This is a genomic window from Alcaligenes sp. SJTW-7, from assembly GCF_047716895.1.
Classification (GTDB): Bacteria; Pseudomonadota; Gammaproteobacteria; order Burkholderiales; family Burkholderiaceae_B; genus Alcaligenes; species Alcaligenes ammonioxydans.
Genome location: NZ_CP136682.1, coordinates 3,769,679 through 3,786,239 on the forward strand (window position 1 = coordinate 3,769,679; position 16,561 = coordinate 3,786,239).

Here is a 16,561-nt window from a genome sequence, read left to right on the forward strand (position 1 = left end):
TAGTCGGCCTCTTACATTTTGGCGAGCCTAGAACATCCAGTTCAGGAACAGTTTGCCGTTTATATCGGCACGGCTGTCACCCCATAAACGGGTCTGGGCCGACAGTCCTACACGCAAGCGTTCGGTTTGCTGCAGGCTGACGCTGGCTCCCAGTGACAAGGCATGGCGATCCACCCGTGCATAGCGACCCTCAAAGTCGACGGCCGGAGCACTGGCAAAAGCGGCCTGCTGGGTTTGATGGCGGTGCAGCAAGGCCTGTTCCCAGGCCAGCGAGACGGACGTGTGCAGTTGGCGATCCTGTCTGAGGTCCCAGTTTTGACGCAAGGTCAGCCCGATTGAGGCCTGCAAGGCTTGCTGACGGCTGGAATCCAGACGTAGACGGCTGGCGGCATCCCCCTCTTCTTCCAGACCGGGACGACGGTAATGGATGTAATCCAGGGCCAGAACGGGGCCGATGCTGCCGCTCTCGCCCAGAGCCCAGTTGTATCCGGTCTGTATGCCTGCCGAGAGGGCATGACCGGTCCAATCCGCCGCGGGGCGCGCTTGATAGCCCGCAACGCTGATAGTGCGGTTCATCTTGCCCTGCTCCATGCCCACTCGTACGTTAGCCAGGCCGTTCCAGCCTGGCTGAGTATCGTCACGGTAGCGGGCATGGATGCCCAGACCCAGGCCGGTCAACTTGCTCTTGGCTTGGAAGGGGGCGTCGATATTCACGTGTTGCTCGTTGGCATTGCCGTGTATGCCCAGGCTCCAGTCACTGCCTTCAGCACGATGTTCAGCCCCCAGCATGACGCCATAGGTTTCGCTGCGGTGGTCCACATCGTTGCTGCCTAATTGCCAGTGATAGCGACCGCCGTACGTGTGGATGAAGCTTTGCCAGCCACTGTGGGTGTTGCCCCTGGTTTGACGCAGTTGTTCGGACACCAGCTGTTCACGGCGCAAGGAGGCAGCGGTTTGAGCGGCGTAGGCACCTGCGCTTAACTGATCCAATGCCAGTCCAATATCGCTGCCATCTGCACGCGAGAAGTCCATGGCCTGATACACGGCTGCTAGAGCTTGCGTGTCTGAGGAGGCCTGTGCCAGGCTGAGGCCCACTGCGGCAGCATTGGGCGAGGCTGCATATTGCGAATAGGCATCTTGATGACGGCTGACGGTCCAGCCCGTGTCGGTGCTTTGTACCTGCAAGGAGGGAGAGGCCAGGGTTGCGCTGTACACGGCAAACTGCCCTTGCGTCTGACTGGCGGTGAACACCTTGTTCTGATCCAGCGTCCAGCCGTTCTGATACCAGTCCGGTTGCAAGTCCACCTGCAGTTCACCATCGAGCTGAGCCACACCCTGTACGTTAATACGGTCGTTCTGGGTGGTGGATGCTTCCGCCAGAATCCGGCCCTGGGCACCTTGGACAAAATTGCCCTTGATCGTCATGGTCCCGTAAGAGTTACCTGGACTGAGCGTGCCGTTATTCGTGAAGTTGTATTCGGGATTGAGGATAAATTGGCTATGGCCGTACAAGGTCGCACCTTGATCGACACGCAGGCCATACAGCTCATGTTCTCCATTCAAGGATGTGGCGCCCCCGGCGATGACGACCGCCAGATTGTTCAGGCCTTTGATATTGCCGTCATAGCGCATCTGGAAATCGGGGTCGGCATTGGCGGTAGCGCGGCCGTTCTCATCGGCCTTCTGTCCAAAGCTGATACGGGTCAGCAACAGGTCCCCATTGGCGTCACGGCGATTGTAATCAGAAGTAATGTCGCCTGTAATGGTTGCGCCCTGCAGAACATGGATGTTTTGCACCCAGGCATTGTCCGCGATATGGATGGCCGCCTTCCGGCCCGACAAGGTGCCCGACAGGTCATACCGCTTAATCAACGCGCCTTGCAAAATCGTTGGTACAGCAAGACCTTGCCCTTCCGACTCGACGAGCCAGGAGCCGTGATACTCATCGTCGCTTCCCATGGCATTCTGGCCAAAATCAAACAAGGTCCCGATGCCATCCTGACCGTCTGCCCGGACTTCGCCTTTCTGGACAATATGGTGATGACGTCCATAGCTAAATTGCAGGCCACGCCCATACGCTCCCAGCGCATGAATTCGGGTAGCGTCCGGGATGATAAGGGTGTTTTCGCTGCCATCGACACGTACACCTACGCCCCCGGGTCCCGCACTGAGCAGGTCCGCTGCCTGGGTGATGGTGTTGCGTTCGCCATAAATATGCAGGCCCAGACCCTGCGTGGCCCTGTTGTATTGGCCAGGCAGGTAGGCAGTGCCTGCTTGGTTACGTGCAAAGTAGCCCTGCGTGTTGGTCAGGGTGATGTCGTTGCCGTAGACCGAATAACCAAAGAAATTGCGGCGATCAATATTCAAACCAATATCCTGCAAGGCAGCGATTTCGGCTTCCATCAGATTCACGTAGTTGCGATAAGTCTGGTGGCTCATCAGGCTGTTGCGCAGCTCCGTGTGGCTCATGTAGTTGCGGTCTACCCCGTACTGCGGTTTGTCATGGTAGTTCAGGATGCTGACGGGGATGCCCGGCATAGCGCCGTTGAGCACCTCTTGCACATGGCTGCCGGTGAAATACCCGTTGTCCTGGCGCAGATCAAAGGCATCGGGCTCGTAAGGATTGCTGCACACGGAGCACAGGATTTTTTGCCCTGGGGTGGGTGCGCGGCCCTGATCGTCGCGCAAACCCAAGGCCCATGGGCTCAGATCGTTCAGAAAATAGGGGTCGGGCGGGTCGTTGCTGTTTTCAGCCAAGTTGTCCGCCACCGTGTTGCTGATCCCTAAAGCGTGGGCCAACTCGTGGAAAATCACGGCGTTGTAGTCCACTTTGCCCGTGATGGGCAATTGGCTGGGGGTGACGGGGGCGGTATCCAGATCCAGTTCTCCAACACCGATAACAGCGTCGGGGTTGTCGGGAGAGCCCGGGAAGATGCCTTGTAAGCGTGCCTGCAAGGCCGATAAGGTGAAATGAGGGTTGGAGGGGCTGGTCAGAGATGCGCCATATGCGTTGGCGTTCTTGCCGTTCATGGTGCCAAGATTGATGACTGCTGGCGTGTAGTTGGCCGGCAGATCGATGATCTCAGCCCAGCGTTCCAGCGCAGCCCGGATTTTCAGTCTGCCATTCTCGTCAATATCGCGGGGGGAAACACGGGGGTCTGTTTGTTCAGTCGTATCGTAGCCCCCATCATCAGGCCCGTAGATTCGTAACTCAAAGGCCTGCTGGCCTTGCTTGTTCAAAATGAATTCTGTTTCGTAGGCATGCGTGCTGCTGGCCCAGCTCAAGGCCAACAGGGTGTGGCCCAGTAGTGCTTTGATTTTGAAGTTCATTGGATCCAAGGAAAGGGGGACGAAAGGTAGAAGGCACTTTCCGTATAAAAGTAAATAAAAGTGTCTTGTTTTGCTACTTATTTCGCTGACGACGGAGGCGATTGAGTAAATGGCGCAACATCTGATTGGACCCTGACGGTAAAGATTTACGCTCGGTCAGCCGTAACCTCTAAGGGATAAAGTGTTAAAGAGAGGAAACTATGTCGATAGAAATCAGTGGGCAGGGGTTGATACATCAACAAACTATGCCTGTGACCGAGCCTTTGCACGCGACCGCCATGACGCCCCCGGCAGTATCCGGGCAGAATGAAAATGCAGCTGTAGACTCATCGGTGCGTATTACTGTGAGCTTGTCACCTTTGGGAAAAGAGCTGTCCCTGACGAGTCAGCAGGCCAGCAAGATAGAGCGCGACAAAGATATTGATGACAGCTCCCTGCCCGATGGCATTAAAGAGATTCTTAAACGAATTCGTGATTTGAAAGAGCAGATTCAACAAAAATTGATGGAGCTGCAGCGAATTCAGGCCAATGACAAATTGAGCGAAGCGCAGAAAAAACAGGAATTGGAACGTGTGCAAGCGGAGCTGACCAGCCTGAACGGTGCCTTGTCCAGTGCGCATGCCATGTTGAACAAGGTCATGGACGACATTGAGCTAGGTGGCGAAGCTCGTATGGAGGTCGGGGATTTATTGATGAAATAAAGGTCAATCCACTGGCTCTGGGGGGCGGCTTGAAGCGCCACCCGCAGTGCCAGTGGAACAGCATGATCCCGTTGCTGCATTCTTCACGGGTTCCGAGCATCGGTGACCCGGCCCAGCACGTGTTCAGGGCTGGGCCGCTACCGTCAATGCCTGTGCGATCTTGTGATTGAGCTGGTGAGGCGACATGAGTTCGGCGCTGACCTGAGCCCGGGTATGAATGATGTAGGCGGTCGACGGTTTCAGGTCAATGCAATACACGACCAGCGAGCCGCCTCCTAAAGGGGCAGCGCCAATATACACGCCCAATTCGTCGCTGATGCTCGGATCAGTGCGCTGATGGTACCCCTCCCCTGCAGCCGTCTGTCTGACGGTATCCACACACTGGGCTACGCTTAGGCGGGAGATGGAGCGCTGCTCGGCCTCCAGCTCCAGAGGGTGCAGGTGCTGGGCGTGTGCCGTCCAGGCGCCCTGCAGTAATGCGGCCATCAAAACCCATTTGCTGACTGTGCACATGATGTCCTCCCGCAGGAGACGATGGAACGTTCAGCATAGACCTGATTGATAAGGACAGGCTTTGACAGCGTGTAATTCAGCGGGAAAGTCGGGTTTTTACTGAGGCAAAAACGGGACGTTCAGTGACAGGGATGGAACAAGACCGTTGCAGGTGTTTCGCCCCTGTGCCCTGCTGGGGTGGCTCAAGCGGACCAAGATGCTTCGTACAGCGCTGAGTTCGCAGGCTGATGCCAGATAGGGACAGGAGCGACCGGGGGCAGGTCCAGTATTACTTCCCGATGCAGAAACTGGAAAAAATCTCCCCTAGCAAATCGTCGCTGCTGAACTCGCCGGTAATCGAGCACAGGTCCAGGTGGGCCAGACGCAGTTCCTCTGCAAACAGATCCAGCACCTGATCGCTGTGGGTGGCATGTTCTGCGGCCAGGCTCAGGTGGTACTCCGCCCGTTCCAGGGCCCGCAGATGTCGTTCACGTGCCAGCCAGGGGGATTCACTGCCGGGGTTCCAGCCTGCGATATCCAGCAAGGTGCGGCGCAGTGTGTCCAGACCGACATCTTTACGGGCAGAAATGGGCAGCACGGTGGCGCCGCTTTCCTGGGCAGGCAAGGCAGCCTGTTGCTCGGCGCTCAGCAGGTCTATCTTGTTATAGACGCGCAGCACGGGTACGTGCGATGGCAGACGAGTGGTAATGGCACTATCCAGTTCGTCTTGTGGGTTGCGTGCATCGAGCAGATGCACGATCACGTTGGCCTTGGCGATTTCATCCCAGGTTCGGGCAATGCCGATGCGCTCGACCGTATCCTCGGTTTCACGCAGACCGGCGGTATCCACGATATGCAGGGGAATGCCATCAATGTGGATCAACTGCATGACGCGGTCGCGGGTGGTGCCCGCAATATCGGTCACGATGGCCACGTCTTCGCCTGCCAGCGCATTGAGCAGGCTGGATTTGCCCACATTGGGCTGGCCTGCCAGTACGACGTGCAGGCCCTCGCGCAGAATCGCCCCCTGGCGCGAATGCTGCAGGATGCTTTCCAGCTCGTCCTGAATGCCTTGCAGCGTGGCGGCGGCCTGGTATTTTTCCAGAAAGTCGATTTCTTCCTCGGGAAAATCCAGGGTGGCTTCCACCAGCATGCGAAGATGGATAATCCGGTCGGCCAGGGCGTTGACCTTGTTGGAGAACACGCCGGACAGTGAGGCCACCGCACTGCGGGCAGCGGCTTCCGAAGAGGCGTCAATCAGGTCTGCCACGGCTTCAGCCTGGGCCAGATCCAGTCTGTCGTTCAGGAAAGCGCGCTGGGTAAACTCGCCGGGTTCGGCCAGTCGCAGGCCCATCTCCTTGCCGGCTTCCAGGCAGCGATCCAGCAAGCGGCGCAGTACAGCGGGTCCGCCATGTCCTTGCAGTTCCAAGACGTCTTCACCGGTGTAGGAGTGCGGGCCTTTGAAAAAAAGCGCGATGCCCTCGTCGATGGCCTGGCCTTGTGCATCCTTGAAGGGCAAAAAGTGCGCATGACGCGCTTGCAGCGTACGACCAAACAAGGTTTGAATCAGCGTATCAAGCTCCTTGCCGGATACACGGATAACACCAATACCACCCCGGCCGGGGGCGGTGGCAATAGCCACAATAGGGGAAGAGCTGGACATGGTCAGATCGATCAAAGAGGCGGAACAGAACCGTATTGTAATGGAGGCGACGGACGGTTCGGGCTTGGAGCTAAGGCCTGTGCAGGTGGTTGAAATACGTGCGTTTAGGGGGAGTGGCCTAGGCTCTTGAGAATCAGGCAATCAGGCAATCAGGCAATCAGGCAATCAGGCAATCAGGCAATCAGGCAATCAGGCCACTATTGGGATCACTTGGCAGAGCTCAAGGCCATTGAAAAAGCGATGGGCAGTGTCATCACCGCGGCTGTGGCCTGTCGTCTGCGCCTGGGTCCTTAATGGTTGTTGACACACACCACCAGAATTTCCACGCTTTCTCCGTGTTCACACAAGTACAGGTGTCCCAGGTTGCTCTTGAAGTAGATACTGTCGCGCGCTTGCAGTACATGACGGCGACCGTCCTGAAACTGCATGGTCAACTGCCCTTCAATGACAAAAATAAACTCTTCGCCTTCGTGCTGACTGAAGTCACTGGCATCACGAGGTTTGCCGGCGAGCACGCGCCCATGCATGGGTGTCATTTTCTTGTTGATCCATTCTGAGGCCAGCATGCCGTATTCATAGCGGTGTGCATGGTAGGTGACCGTGCGCGAAGCCCGTCCTACCAAAATATCCATCCCCGATTCGTTCTGGTCGCGCGGCGTTTTGAACAAATCCGACAGATCCATTTTCAAGGCCCGGCTGACGGCCAGAAACTTCTCGTAGCTCAGACCAATCAGGCCACGTTCTGCCTTGGATAGGGTGGATAGGGATACATTGGACAATCGTGCCAACATAAGCAGGGTCAAACCCTGTCGTTTGCGTTCATCGCGTATGCGAGCCCCCATGGCGGTTTTGCTTAATAAATTGGGAGCGGGGTTGGCTAAGTCTTTTGTCATAACCTAAAGAAGTAATAAACGGTTTTCTTATAGATATTATTAATTTTCTTATAAGAAAACTCTGTCCTATTGTATAGAACTACACGCTTTACGCTGGAGAAAGAAGGCATGACTGCGATGTTTGATCCTACTGCTTATCCCTCTACCTCGGTGGAATGGATAAAAAAACTGATTGCTTATGATACGACAAGCCGGGAATCTAACCTGGAACTGATTCACGACGTGCAAGCTTATTTGCAGCAGCAAGGCTTGGAAACGGTGCTGACGCATGACGCCAGTGGTCGCAAGGCCAATCTGTTTGCCACCATTGCCGCCGCCGATGGCACCCGCACCGGCGGCATTGTTTTGTCCGGCCATACGGATGTGGTGCCGGTAGATGGGCAGAACTGGAGCAGCGATCCTTTCAAGGCCGAAGTGCGTGATGGGCGGCTGTATGGTCGTGGCACCTGCGACATGAAGGGTTTTGTCGGCGTCACCCTGCAACTGGTTCCCGAGATGCTGGCGACCAGGCTGTCCAAGCCGATTCACCTTGCGTACTCCTATGATGAGGAGGTGGGTTGCGTAGGCGCCCCGGTGATGATTGACGATCTGGTGCGTCGTGGAGTCAATCCCGAAGGTTGCGTGGTGGGGGAGCCAACCAGCATGCGTACCATCGTTGCGCATAAAGGCATTAATGCCTATCGTTGCCGTGTGCATGGTCGCGCCGCGCATTCTTCGCTCACTCCCAAGGGCGTGAACGCGATTGAGCATGCGGCGCGCATCATTACCGCTATCCGCGATCTGGCCGATGATTACAAAAGTATGGGTCCGTACGATCATGATTTCGATGTGCCTTTCACGACCTTGCAAACCAGCATGATTCGCGGCGGTATTGCATTGAACACCGTGCCCGATTTGTGTGAGTTTGAATTTGAATATCGCAACCTGCCTGGCGTAGACCCCGAGCCGATCCTGCAGGAAATCCGTGAGTTTATCGATCTGAAGGTTTTGCCTGCCATGCGCCGCGAGCATCCGGATGCCTTGGTAGAGCTGGAAAAGCTGGCCAGCGCCCCCGGGCTGAATCCCGAGGAGCAAGCGGCCATTACCAAGCTGGTACGGGAACTGACACGTGATGACACCGTGCGCAAAGTAGCCTATGGCACCGAGGCAGGCCTGTTTCAACAGGCCGGTATTCCTTCGATTATTTGTGGGCCCGGCAATATTGAGCAGGCTCACCGCCCGGATGAGTACGTGGAACTGGCTCAAGTGGAGCAGTGCGAGCAGTTTTTGCGCGCCTTGATCCGCAGCCAGGCCGTCGCTTCTTAAAAAAACAGACAAACCGGTTTCAACGACAATCCATGACAACAGACAAAGTTACCCAGGAAAACGTGGTGCAGGCGCATGAGCGTCTGCGCCCCTATGTGCGCCAGACGCCCGTGTTCGATTATCAGACCGGGCGTCTGGAGAGCGGCGTTAATTTCAAATTTGAGCATTTGCAGGCCTCGGGCACGTTCAAAGCACGGGGGGCGTTCAACAATTTGCTGAGCCTGTCCGAAGACGCACGCCAGCAAGGAGTGACCTGCGTGTCGGCCGGCAACCATGCGGTGGCGGTGGCCTATGCGGCCCATCAAATGGGTGTGAAAGCTAAGACCGTCATGATCAAGACAGCCAGCCCGGCGCGCGTAGCCCTGTGCCGCGAATATGGGGCCGAGATTGTCTTTGCCGATAACGGCGAGCAGGCGTTCGAGCTGGTGCGCCAGATTGAAAGGGACGAACAAAAGACCTTCATTCATCCCTTCAGCACCTACCCGACGGTACTGGGAACTGCGACGCTGGGCTATGAGTGGTTGCAGCAAGCGGGCAAGCTGGATGCGGTCCTGGTGCCGATTGGTGGTGGTGGGTTGGCCGCGGGTGTCTCGGCCGCCGTCAAGCTATGGCAGCCTGATTGTGTGGTTTATGGCATTGAACCTGTGGGTGCGAACGTTATGGCACTTAGTCGCCAGGCGGGCGAGCCGCAAAAAATTGGCGCGATGCACTCCATCGCAGATAGTCTGATGGCTCCGCATACTGACGAATTCAGCTTCCGCGTGTGTCAGGACAATATCGATACGCTGGTCACCGTCAACGACGACCAGATCCGCGCTGGAATGCACTTTCTGTTCAATGAGTTCAAAATGGCCACCGAGCCGGCCTGTGCCGTGGCAACCGCCGCCTTGATGTTTCCCTTGCGCAAACATCTGGCCGGGCAACGGGTGGGCGTGCTGTTTTGCGGCTCCAATACGGATACCGACACCTTTGTCCGCCACATCACTACGCCTGTGGCTCAAGGTTAATCATGACGCTGAATGTGTATGTCGCAAAAGCTCAGGAAGTGTATGAGGGGCTGGAGATGGGCGCTGCCATTGACCTGATGCGCCAAGGCTTTATTGCCCTGCAGCAAGGGCGTATTGATCAGCCTTTACGCACCATTGTGCGCAGCGATTTGTCCTGTGGGTTTCTGGGCATGATGCCCGCCTGCATCAATATGCCCGAGATCTATCCCGAGCCCTTGTACGGCGCCAAGATGGGTACGCTGTTTCCTGACAATGTTCGCCTGGGCAAAGACCCTCATCAAGGCTGTGTACTTTTGATGAGCGGTTTGACCGGCGAGACGCGTGCCATTGTCGATGCCAGCAGCGTAACGGCGTTACGGACTGCAGCGGTCAGCGGCCTGGCAACCGATTTGCTGGCGCGCCCCGATGCCAGCGTGCTGACTTTGTTTGGCGGCGGCCATCAGGCTTTATGGCAGTTGCGAGCCGTCGCGCAGGTGCGCCGTCTGAGCAAGGTCTTTGTGATTACGCGTTCGCCCCAGTCGGCCCAGCATTTTATTGAAGAGGCCCAGGCTTATCTGGACTGTCCCTTGATTGCTGAGGTGTCGGCCGCGCAAGCCGTCTCCCAGTCTGATCTGGTGCTGACGGCCACCAGTTCGGCCACACCTGTTTTGCAGCGTGAATGGCTGCGCCCCGGCACTCATGTCACCGCCATGGGCTCCAGTACGCCGGCCAGCAGTGAGCTGGATGGCCCCACCATGACGGCAGGACGCTTGTTTGTGGACCGCGCCCAATCGACCCGTAATGAATCGGGTGAATTTTTGAATGCCTGCAAGCAGGGTTATCTGTCCGCGGATACAGAGTTGAACGAGCTGGGTGCTGTCTTGCAGGGAGAAGCCGCCGGGCGCATGAACGATGAAGAGATCACGATTTTCAAGTCTTTGGGACTGGCATTTGAGGATGTGCTGACGGCAGCTGCTTTGCTAAGCCGCCATGCCGCCCAGGGCAAGGGACGAGTAGTAGCACTTTAATAGCGTCAACTAGAGGTAGGGAGACAAGTGATGAAAAAGCAATGGGCGCAGGTTTTGCTGGGAACAGCGTTGGCATTGGCGTCAGGCCTGTCGGTGGCCAGCAAGTTGCCCGACACCATACGTTTGGTCGTGGGTTACCCGGCCGGAGGAACGGCAGATGCCGTGGCTCGTGTATATGCCGAACAACTGCGTGAAAAACTGGGTGTCAATGTGGTGGTGGACAACCGCGCAGGCGCGGGTGGGCAGGTTGCGGCTCAAGGCTTCTTGCGCTCGCCCACGGATGGTTCGGTGCTTTTGGTGGCGAACAATCACATGATGACCACCCTGCCCCTGACCGTGAAAACAGTCAGCTACGATCCCATGAAGGATTTTGTGCCGGTAGCCGTGATCGCCAAATTCGAGCATATCTTTGTGGTGGGCAAAACCACGCCCGCCAATACCTTGGCAGAGTATGTAGAGCTGGTGCGCAAGGAGCCGGAAAAATACGGCCACTACGGTATTCCCGCCCCTGGCAGTGCCCCCCAGTTCATGGGTTACAGCATCGCCAAAAAGAATGATATCCAGATGTCTCCTGTGCCTTATAAAGGCGGCGCCCCTTTGATTAATGACCTGCTGGGCGATCATATCCCTGCTGGGGTGGATGCCGTGGGCATGATTACTGAACATGTTGCCGCCGGTTCAGTTCGCGTGTTGGGAATTACAGGCGAGCAACGTCTGCCTATTCTCAAGGATGTGCCTACCTTTGCAGAAATGGGCTACGGAGACCTGAAGGCTTCGGGCTGGATGGGAATCTTTGCGCCCCTGGGTATGGAGCCGGAAATGGTCAAGCAGTTCCAGGATGCGTTCAATGAAGTGGCCAAGCTGCCTAAAATTGAAAGCGCGATTGTGCCGATCGGCTTTCGACCCGAGTCGGGCGATGCGCAGGAACTGGCCCGTACGGTTCAGGCGGATCTGGATACCTGGGGACCGATCATCAAGGAGTCGGGGTATTTGCAGCAGTAAGGTGCCAGACCAGGCACAACAAAAAACGCCCTGCCTTTGTGTAGGGCGTTTTTGCGTGCAACGGGTTTATTTCACCGGCGTACACAACTCCACCACGATGCGCTCGGGCGTCTGTACGTAAGACACCATCTGCCCCCAAGGCTTTTCCTGTGGTGGCGCCAGTTCTGTGCCCCCTTCTGCCAGCGCTTTGGCATGAGCGGCAGGTACGTCGTCACACACCAGGGCGATTTCGATACCCAGCGGTACTTCTGACGCGTGCGGTGATAAATGACCCTTTGGATAATTCATGTACGCCAGCATTTCCGCCGCAAAGGACAAGGTCGTTTGGCCGGTTTCCAGCTCGCCGTACAGCCCGGTCTCATGCAACATTTTGGTGGACAGGCCAAAGGCGCGATTAAAGTAGTCCAGTGCCTGGCCGACGTCAGGAACATAGATGATGGTGTAGCCAAATTTCATGGTGGGACTCGGTAGGAAAACGCAGGGCCAGTGCAAATAAGATCGGCCCCCCGATTGTAGAGCGGGGGGCCAATCTTTTTAGGGCTTTACAGACCCGGCCAGGGTTTAAAGCTGTCCGCGTCTGCTCAGTTCCGCTCGCACACCTGCGCCATAGGCGGGGTCTGCCTTGGTGAAGTGGCCCAGCTGACGCTCGATGATTTCTGTCGGCACGCCTGCCATGGCATCGGCAATATTGCTGAACAGACGTTGCTTTTCCTCGTCGTTGAACAGGCGAAACAGATTGCCAGGCTGCGAGTAGTAATCGTCGTCTACCCGGTGATCCCAGTGGTCTGCAGGCTGGCCGTCCAGCGCCAGGGGCGGTTCGCTGCGGGGAGCCTGTTGCCATTCACCTTGGCTGTTGGGCTCGTAGTTGATCGTGCCGCCGTTATTGTCGCCAGTACGCATGGCGCCATCGCGGTGGTAGCTGTGAAACGGGCAACGGGGGGCGTTCACCGGCAGCAGGCCGTGGTTTACGCCCAAGCGGTAGCGCTGGGTGTCGCCGTAGGAAAAGATACGGCCTTGCAGCATGCGGTCAGGCGAGTGCCCAATGCCGGGGACCAGATTGGCCGGCGTAAAGGCGGCTTGTTCAACCTGGGCGAAGTAGTTGGTGGGGTTCTCGTTCAGTTCCAGCATGCCCACATCGATGAGCGGGAAGTCGCCATGTGGCCAGACCTTGGTCACGTCAAAAGGGTTGATGTGGTAGTTGCGCGCCTGCTCTTCGGTCATGACCTGAATACGCAGCGCCCAGCGTGGGAAGTTGCCCTTTTCGATGTTCTCGTACAGATCGCGTTGCGAGCTTTCACGATCCTGGCCCACTACCTTGGCCGCTTCTTCATTGGTGTAGTTGGCAATGCCTTGCTGGGATTTGAAGTGGAACTTCACCCAGTGGCGCACACCCTTGTCATTGATCAGGCTGTAGGTGTGGGAACCAAAACCGTGTTGTTGGCGAAGGTTACAGGGCAGGCCCCGATCGCTCATCAAAATAGTGACCTGATGCAAGGATTCAGGCGACAAGGACCAGAAATCCCAGGCAGCGCTCATATTGCGCAGGTGGCTGCGCGGGTCGCGTTTCTGTGTATGGATGAAGTCAGGGAATTTCAATGGATCCCGTATAAAGAAGACAGGAGTGTTATTGCCCACGAGGTCCCAGTTTCCGTCTTCCGTATAGAACTTGATGGCAAATCCTCGAACGTCGCGTTCTGCATCGGCGGCTCCTGCTTCACCAGCTACGGTGGAAAAACGTAAGAAAACGGGGGTGCTGCTGCCTGGCTTGAAAACCTTGGCCATGCTGTACTGAGTGATGTCGTGCGTCACGGTAAAGGTGCCGAACGCGCCCGAGCCTTTGGCGTGCACCACGCGTTCCGGGATGCGTTCACGGTCAAAGTGAGCCAGCTTCTCCAACAGCCAATAATCCTGCATCAGGACGGGACCACGGGGGCCTGCCGTCATGGAGTTCTGGTTCTCCTCAACAGGACGGCCGGCGGCGGTCGTCAGGGTTTTCTTACTCATTGTGATTCTCCGTTGAAGCTGACCCGACCTGAGGGGGCGGGTCGTTTTAAGAAGTTGAGATCAGTCTACTGGCCTTGGTCGAAATAGTTAAATCAAATGATTTTAGTGAACGCATAGTTTTTCGCTATATTGACGGGCTTTCCTCCCGATCATAGCGGTAAGTAGAAACACAGAAAATGACATTTCTACGAACGGGCCAGACAAGGAACGTTAATAAATGACCAAAGACGGGTTTTTAGTGCGGTGTGACAAAGCATTATTGGCAGGCCGTCGCGTTTAGTGCAATCAGGTATAAGCAACAGGCGAAAAAAAACCCCGCTAAGGGTAGCGGGGTTTTCTGGGCCAGAACGAATTAGCTATTGGCGGCTTTCGCGCTGTTCTTTTCGATCTGCACCATGATGTAGCGCTGCTGGGCGATGGACAAGATGTTGTTCACGCACCAGTACAGAACCAGACCGGCGGGGAAGAAGAACATCATGCCACCAAAGACCAGAGGCATCAGCATCATGACCTTGGCTTGCATTGGATCAGGCGGTGTTGGATTCAGCTTGATCTGCAAGAACATGGTACCCATCATGATGGCGGGCAGAATCATCCAGGGGTCGCGCGCGGCCAAGTCGTGAATCCACAGAATCCACGGCGCACCGCGCATCTCGACGCTGCCCAGCAGCACCCAGTACAGCGCAATGAACACAGGGATCTGAACCAGCATGGGCAAACAGCCGCCCAGCGGGTTGATCTTCTCGGTGCGGTACATCTCCATCATGGCGGCATTCAGCTTGGCCTTGTCGTCGCCATACTTCTCGCGCAGCGCTTGCATGCGAGGAGCAAATTGCTTCATCTTGGCCATGGAGCGGTAGCTGGCGGCCGACAGCGGGAAGAAAACCAGCTTGATCAGCACGGTCAGCGCCACAATGGCCCAGCCCCAGTTACCCAGCAAGGAGTGCAGCCAGGTCAGCAGTTTGAACAAAGGCTTGGAGATGATGGTCAGCCAGCCGTAGTCGACGACCAGATCCAGGCCGGTTGCCAGTTGCGACATGGCTTTCTGGTCTTGTGGGCCGACCCACAGGGAGGCGTCCACAGCCTTGCTTTGGCCGGCATCAATCGAACCGACCGATTCCAGCGTGCGCACGGCGTACAGGTTGTTGCCCAGCTTCAGGATCTCGTTGGTGCGCTGCACGTCCTGGACCGGAACCCAGGCGGTTGCAAAGTAATGCTGCACCATCCCGATCCAGCCGTTATCGACGTTGCGCGCGTAGCTGGCCTTGTTCTTGTCGATGTCCGAGAAGGTGATTTTCTGAAACTTGTCGCCGCTGGAATAGACCACAGGACCGGTGAAGGTGCTGTACAGGCGGGACGAATCAGGTGGGTTATTGCCGTCGCGGGTCAACTGCAGATACAGGCGCGGGTCAATGGCAGCGCCGCTATTGTTCTGGATGTCGTGACGAACCTGAATGTCGTAGCGACCCTTGTGCAGGGTGTAGGTTTTGGTGACCTTCACATCGTCCGAGGTGGCTTCGAACACTACATCCAGCGTGTCGCCGGTCATGTTGTGCTGGGTCGAGACCAAGGTGAACGGGGTCAGGTGATTGGGCAGGGTCTGCCCGGCGGCGCCCACAATACCGGATTGGGCCAGGTAGATGGAGGCCGGCGAGTTGTCCAGCAACACCATGGGTTGTTCAGGATTCTCGGGCGAGCCATATTTCAACAGTTCCGCTTTGACCAGCTGGGCACCTTCGGTGCTAAAGCCAAGCTTGTAGACGTCCGTTGTAATGTCGATGGTTTGCGCTTTCGCGGACACCGCGCTGTTGCTCGATGGCAAGGCAGCAGACGCAGTGGGCTCTTGAGCAGCGGGAACACCCCCATTTTGGGCAGGTTCGTCGGAAGCTGCTGGCGCTTGTGTGGTGGCCGGGGTAGAGGCAAACAGCGATGGCTTGCCGTTATATTCCTGCCAGTTGTTCCACAGCAGCAGCAGTGCAAAGGAGAAGATCATCCAAAGGATGGTGCGTCGGATATCCATAGCGCCTGTATCACATTTATAAAGCTGAGCAAAAGCTTAGCAGTTTAACGTAGCTGGTCTGCAAACAGGGGGTTGCCTTGAAAAACAAGGCGCAGACCAGGACGATTCTAGAAAGTGTTGCGGTCTTCGGGCGTGCGAGCGGGCACGGGATCATGCCCTCCCTTGCACCAGGGATTACAGCGGCAGATACGCACACCACCGAGCCAGAGCCCTTTGAGCGGGCCATGAATGTCAATGGCCTGTAAGGCGTAGTTCGAGCAGCTGGGAGTAAAGCGGCAGTTTCGTCCGATCCAGGGGCTCAGGAAAAACTGGTAAAAGCGGATCGGCGCTGACGCCAACTTGCGCATCATGGCCGTACCTTGGCAAACAAGGTGTCGGCTTCGGTGCGAACCAGTTGCTTTAAGGCGGTCAGCGACACCTGGGGTACCTTGCTGTGCAGCCGAAAGACATAGGCGGCATTAGGCAAACCTGCGCGTTTGTGGCGGAAGGTTTCACGCAAGATACGTTTGATGGTATTGCGGGTGACGGCGCGATTGGCAAAGCGCTTGGGGACGATCAGTCCCAAACGGGCGCCTTCGGTTTGCTGTGGATCTTCGCCACGAGAGCGAGTGACCACGAACAAAGCCCCGCGACCTACGCGTTGTCCCTTAAGTGACAGCGCGTATTCGGTGGGGCTATGTAAGCGAGCCGTAGCTGGAAAGGAGGCACGCATGATGCGTAACGTGGGAGCCGGGCTTTAGAAAGATCTATTGCCCTGGGCCACGCATCCCGACATGGCTTATACAGCCAGACGTTTGCGACCTTTGGCGCGACGTGCGTTCAAAACAGCGCGACCACCGCGAGTTTTCATGCGAACGCGAAAACCGTGGGTACGCTTGCGACGGGTAACAGAGGGTTGGTAGGTGCGTTTCATGGTGTATCCAAAAAAATGAGCCGCCAGAAATCGCAGAAAATCTCCACCCCGACAGCACAAAGGCTTGGGATCTGGCAACAGAAAATCGTGTTAAGCCCGTCATTTCAGCAAATTCTTTCTGTTGTGTCAATTATTTAGCCCGATATTACGCAACTAAATTTGTTAGCCTGTGGATAACTTGGCACAGCTCAGGGTAGAATCGAGGTTTACAGAAGTGATGACCG

Annotated in this window: 15 protein-coding genes; 5 read left to right on the forward strand and 10 right to left on the reverse strand. The window is 56.5% G+C overall.

All coding sequences use genetic code 11. The features are described from left to right. Nucleotides 1-27: 27 nt before the first annotated feature. Complete coding sequence (locus tag RSQ48_RS17065) at nucleotides 28-3,330, reverse strand: autotransporter domain-containing protein (RefSeq protein ID WP_415302011.1); 3,303 nt, start codon at nucleotides 3,328-3,330, stop codon at nucleotides 28-30. A 200-nt stretch (nucleotides 3,331-3,530) separates the two neighbouring features. On the opposite strand from RSQ48_RS17065, the gene RSQ48_RS17070 reads away from it, so the two are divergent. After that, complete coding sequence (locus RSQ48_RS17070; RefSeq protein ID WP_301606231.1) at nucleotides 3,531-4,031, forward strand: hypothetical protein; 501 nt, start codon at nucleotides 3,531-3,533, stop codon at nucleotides 4,029-4,031. A 123-nt stretch (nucleotides 4,032-4,154) separates the two neighbouring features. Here the strand turns inward: RSQ48_RS17070 and RSQ48_RS17075 are convergent, their stop codons facing one another. From RSQ48_RS17075 to RSQ48_RS17085, 3 genes are all read right to left on the reverse strand, one after another. After that, nucleotides 4,155-4,544: a DUF6180 family protein gene (locus RSQ48_RS17075; RefSeq protein ID WP_003800789.1), complete on the reverse strand. Its 390-nt coding sequence runs from the start codon at nucleotides 4,542-4,544 to the stop codon at nucleotides 4,155-4,157. Nucleotides 4,545-4,812: 268 nt separating this feature from the next. Then, nucleotides 4,813-6,186 (reverse strand): tRNA uridine-5-carboxymethylaminomethyl(34) synthesis GTPase MnmE, encoded by a 1,374-nt coding sequence (gene mnmE, locus RSQ48_RS17080; protein ID WP_003800786.1) that lies wholly within the window; start codon nucleotides 6,184-6,186, stop codon nucleotides 4,813-4,815. A gap of 290 nt (nucleotides 6,187-6,476) precedes the next feature. Continuing rightward, nucleotides 6,477-7,079, reverse strand: coding sequence for a helix-turn-helix domain-containing protein (locus tag RSQ48_RS17085; protein WP_230406229.1), 603 nt, complete (start codon nucleotides 7,077-7,079; stop codon nucleotides 6,477-6,479). Nucleotides 7,080-7,187: 108 nt separating this feature from the next. Here RSQ48_RS17085 and argE point away from each other — a divergent pair, with 108 nt between their 5' ends. Genes argE through RSQ48_RS17105 form a run of 4 tightly spaced genes read left to right on the forward strand, consistent with a single transcriptional unit; the run spans nucleotide 7,188 to nucleotide 11,400 of the window. Then, on the forward strand, nucleotides 7,188-8,384 hold the full coding sequence (gene argE / locus RSQ48_RS17090; protein WP_003800783.1) for an acetylornithine deacetylase: 1,197 nt from the start codon (nucleotides 7,188-7,190) through the stop codon (nucleotides 8,382-8,384). A gap of 32 nt (nucleotides 8,385-8,416) precedes the next feature. Then, nucleotides 8,417-9,391, forward strand: coding sequence for a threonine/serine dehydratase (locus RSQ48_RS17095; RefSeq protein WP_003800781.1), 975 nt, complete (start codon nucleotides 8,417-8,419; stop codon nucleotides 9,389-9,391). Between the two features lie 2 nt (nucleotides 9,392-9,393). After that, nucleotides 9,394-10,398 carry an ornithine cyclodeaminase family protein gene (locus RSQ48_RS17100; protein ID WP_003800779.1) on the forward strand — a complete coding sequence of 335 codons (1,005 nt, stop codon included), beginning with the start codon at nucleotides 9,394-9,396 and terminating at the stop codon, nucleotides 10,396-10,398. A gap of 30 nt (nucleotides 10,399-10,428) precedes the next feature. Next, nucleotides 10,429-11,400, forward strand: a complete 972-nt coding sequence (locus RSQ48_RS17105) for a tripartite tricarboxylate transporter substrate-binding protein (RefSeq protein ID WP_415302012.1) — start codon at nucleotides 10,429-10,431, stop codon at nucleotides 11,398-11,400. Nucleotides 11,401-11,466: 66 nt separating this feature from the next. Here the strand turns inward: RSQ48_RS17105 and RSQ48_RS17110 are convergent, their stop codons facing one another. The 6 genes from RSQ48_RS17110 to rpmH form a co-directional block, all read right to left on the reverse strand. Next, a complete protein-coding gene (locus RSQ48_RS17110; protein WP_003800776.1) occupies nucleotides 11,467-11,856 on the reverse strand; it encodes a VOC family protein in 390 nt (129 codons plus the stop codon). 105 nt (nucleotides 11,857-11,961) lie between these two features. Beyond that, on the reverse strand, nucleotides 11,962-13,404 hold the full coding sequence (locus RSQ48_RS17115; protein ID WP_219235382.1) for a catalase: 1,443 nt from the start codon (nucleotides 13,402-13,404) through the stop codon (nucleotides 11,962-11,964). A gap of 352 nt (nucleotides 13,405-13,756) precedes the next feature. Continuing rightward, complete coding sequence (yidC, locus tag RSQ48_RS17120; RefSeq protein WP_415302013.1) at nucleotides 13,757-15,424, reverse strand: membrane protein insertase YidC; 1,668 nt, start codon at nucleotides 15,422-15,424, stop codon at nucleotides 13,757-13,759. 107 nt (nucleotides 15,425-15,531) lie between these two features. Then, complete coding sequence (yidD, locus tag RSQ48_RS17125; RefSeq protein ID WP_035269485.1) at nucleotides 15,532-15,774, reverse strand: membrane protein insertion efficiency factor YidD; 243 nt, start codon at nucleotides 15,772-15,774, stop codon at nucleotides 15,532-15,534. Further along, entirely contained in the window at nucleotides 15,771-16,136 is a 366-nt protein-coding gene (gene rnpA, locus RSQ48_RS17130; protein ID WP_003800772.1) for a ribonuclease P protein component, read from the reverse strand. Before rnpA ends, yidD begins: the two co-directional genes overlap by 4 nt. Nucleotides 16,137-16,202: 66 nt before the next feature. Continuing rightward, complete coding sequence (rpmH, locus tag RSQ48_RS17135) at nucleotides 16,203-16,337, reverse strand: 50S ribosomal protein L34 (RefSeq protein WP_003800771.1); 135 nt, start codon at nucleotides 16,335-16,337, stop codon at nucleotides 16,203-16,205. Nucleotides 16,338-16,561: the final 224 nt, after the last annotated feature.

What these genes read in the sequence shown, in the direction of transcription:
- RSQ48_RS17065 (WP_415302011.1), bottom strand. Translation starts at nt 3,330, where the DNA reads ATGAACTTCAAAATCAAAGCACTACTGGGCCACACCCTGTTGGCCTTG.
- RSQ48_RS17070 (WP_301606231.1), top strand. Translation starts at nt 3,531, where the DNA reads ATGTCGATAGAAATCAGTGGGCAGGGGTTGATACATCAACAAACTATG.
- RSQ48_RS17075 (WP_003800789.1), bottom strand. Translation starts at nt 4,544, where the DNA reads ATGTGCACAGTCAGCAAATGGGTTTTGATGGCCGCATTACTGCAGGGC.
- mnmE (WP_003800786.1), bottom strand. Translation starts at nt 6,186, where the DNA reads ATGTCCAGCTCTTCCCCTATTGTGGCTATTGCCACCGCCCCCGGCCGG.
- RSQ48_RS17085 (WP_230406229.1), bottom strand. Translation starts at nt 7,079, where the DNA reads ATGACAAAAGACTTAGCCAACCCCGCTCCCAATTTATTAAGCAAAACC.
- argE (WP_003800783.1), top strand. Translation starts at nt 7,188, where the DNA reads ATGACTGCGATGTTTGATCCTACTGCTTATCCCTCTACCTCGGTGGAA.
- RSQ48_RS17095 (WP_003800781.1), top strand. Translation starts at nt 8,417, where the DNA reads ATGACAACAGACAAAGTTACCCAGGAAAACGTGGTGCAGGCGCATGAG.
- RSQ48_RS17100 (WP_003800779.1), top strand. Translation starts at nt 9,394, where the DNA reads ATGACGCTGAATGTGTATGTCGCAAAAGCTCAGGAAGTGTATGAGGGG.
- RSQ48_RS17105 (WP_415302012.1), top strand. Translation starts at nt 10,429, where the DNA reads ATGAAAAAGCAATGGGCGCAGGTTTTGCTGGGAACAGCGTTGGCATTG.
- RSQ48_RS17110 (WP_003800776.1), bottom strand. Translation starts at nt 11,856, where the DNA reads ATGAAATTTGGCTACACCATCATCTATGTTCCTGACGTCGGCCAGGCA.
- RSQ48_RS17115 (WP_219235382.1), bottom strand. Translation starts at nt 13,404, where the DNA reads ATGAGTAAGAAAACCCTGACGACCGCCGCCGGCCGTCCTGTTGAGGAG.
- yidC (WP_415302013.1), bottom strand. Translation starts at nt 15,424, where the DNA reads ATGGATATCCGACGCACCATCCTTTGGATGATCTTCTCCTTTGCACTG.
- yidD (WP_035269485.1), bottom strand. Translation starts at nt 15,774, where the DNA reads ATGATGCGCAAGTTGGCGTCAGCGCCGATCCGCTTTTACCAGTTTTTC.
- rnpA (WP_003800772.1), bottom strand. Translation starts at nt 16,136, where the DNA reads ATGCGTGCCTCCTTTCCAGCTACGGCTCGCTTACATAGCCCCACCGAA.
- rpmH (WP_003800771.1), bottom strand. Translation starts at nt 16,337, where the DNA reads ATGAAACGCACCTACCAACCCTCTGTTACCCGTCGCAAGCGTACCCAC.